This is a genomic window from Acidimicrobiia bacterium (assembly GCA_040881685.1).
In the GTDB taxonomy this organism is placed as follows: domain Bacteria; phylum Actinomycetota; class Acidimicrobiia; order IMCC26256; family PALSA-555; genus SHVJ01.
Window position 1 is genome coordinate 1 of record JBBECS010000046.1, and the last position, 2163, is coordinate 2163.

Below are 2163 nucleotides of genomic sequence, written 5' to 3' on the forward strand. Positions count from 1 at the left end.
GCGCTCACCGTTGGGTCGGTCCTCGCTTCGGTCGCCGGCGCGCGCCGCACCTCCACATCGTTCGACCGCTTTCGAGAGGAGACGCAGTCCGGCCACCTGATCGCGACGTTCCCCGGTCCGTTCGACGGCGTGGCGGGCGGCGGAGCGGCGAACCCCGAGCTCGCGCGCCAGATCGCGCGCCTCCCGGGCGTCGAGAGCGTCGGTCGGATCTATTCCCTTGCGATGTACCCGAAGGGAGACGACTTCGGCGTCAACCTGTTCGCCAGCATCGACGGTCATGTGGGGACGCAGCTCGACCGGTCCCGGCTCCTCGAGGGGCGCTACGCCGACCCAGGATCTGCAACGGAGGTCACGGTCAGCGAGGCAACCGCGAACAGCACCGGCGTCGGGGTCGGGGTCGGCGACGTATTCACCATGGTGTCGTTCACGCCGGAGCAGATCGCCCGGTTCGCCGCCGACAACAGCTTCGAGGCCGATCCGGAGGGGCCCACGGTCCGGTTGCAGGTCGTCGGCGTGGAGCGTCGGCCCTTCGACCTCACGACGGAAGGTCAGTCGGCTGGCGTGTCGTTCCTGACCCCTGCCTTCTACGAGAAGTACCACGACCAGATCGGCACGTTCCTCGGCGAATACCTCCGGGTTCGACTGGAGGACGGCGCAGCAGGAATCCGCGCGTTCACCCGAGCCGTGCGCGACATTCCCGGAGGCGAGGCAGTGGGCTTCCGGAACGAGTCGTTCGACACTGGAGGCATCACCGACTCGATCGACGTCCTCACCGCCGGCCTCCTGCTGTTCGCAGCGATCGCCGCCCTCGCCGGCCTCGTGGCGCTCGGCCAAGCGATCTCGCGCCAAGCCGCGCTCGCAGCCTCCGGCCACGAATCCTTGCGGGCACTCGGCATGTCACGCCGACAGCACGTGGCCGCGCTCACGATCGCCGCCCTTCCAGCGGTCGTCGCCGGTGTGGTGGTCGGTCTTGTCGGCGCGTACGCAGTCTCATCCGTCATGCCCCTCGGGATCGCTGCTCGGGCCGAGCCGAACCCCGGTGCCGCGTTTGACGTCCTTGTGCTGGGTTTCGGGGGCTTCATGCTCGTTGTGCTCGCGCTGGCGTTGTCCGCCTTCGCTGCGTGGCGCGCGGTTCGCAGCACCGAACCGGACGCGGCGCGCCGACGCAGCCCGGTCCTGTCGACGGTGGGCACGCAGTGGGGGCTGCGACCAGAAGCGACGGCGGGTCTGCGCATGGCCGTCGACTCCGGAAAAGGTGCAAACGCGGTGCCGACTCGGTCGGCGATCGCCGGCGCCGCACTCGCGGTCGCCGGCGTGCTCGCCGCCGTCGTGTTTGCCGCAAGCCTCGATCGCCTCGTGGCCACGCCGTCACGCTTCGGGTGGAACTGGGATGCCGTGACGATTGCTGACGGGGTCACCGGCGGACACATCTGCACGCAAAAGGCCTCCGTCGATGCCGCCGACCGCGACGTCGACGGCCTTGCGGTGATCTGCATGTTCCGGGTCGTGCTCGGCGGCCGGCCGGTGCAAGCCATGGGCGTCGAAACCTTCCGAGGGAAGGTCGTACCGACGATCGTCACCGGGCGAGCGCCGAGGGCAGCCGACGAAGTCGCGCTCGGCGTCAAGACGTTGACGGCGCTCGACCGCGAGGTTGGCGACATCGTGACGGGTCGCGGACCGGAAGGTGCGCGCCGGCGCTACACCATCGTCGGGCAGGTGGTGTTCCCGACGATTGGGGATGCCTCTTCCCCCGGTGACGGATCGGCCTTCACCGGGGCGGGCCTCGACCGCCTCGACATCGGCAGCGACGACAACATCTTCGGGTCGTTGCTGCGCTTCGGCCCCGGCGTCGACCATGTTGCAGCCACCAAGCGGTTCGCGAGCGCCAGCGAGCAGGGCAGTACCGACCCCAACGTTCCCGAGGACATCAAGCGCATCCAGGAGGTGGAGTCGCTGCCTCCCGTGCTGGGTGCGTTGCTCGTCGTGCTCGCGCTGCTGGCGGTGGGGCACGCGCTCGTCACCGGCGTGCGGCGACGCCGGCGCGACCTCGCAGTGTTCAAGACGCTCGGGTTCACGCGCCGGCAGGTGTTCTCCGCCGTCGCCTGGAACGCGAGCACGATCGCGGTGCTCGGGGCGCTCGTGGGGATCCCGCTCGGTGTGGTG

The 2163-nt window shown here is 69.8% G+C and carries 1 protein-coding gene; it reads left to right on the plus strand.

Features of this window, described 5'->3' with window-relative positions:
* Nucleotides 1–2163, plus strand: a 2163-nt coding sequence (locus WEE69_12000; protein MEX1146016.1) for an FtsX-like permease family protein, incomplete at both ends; no start/stop codon positions are given.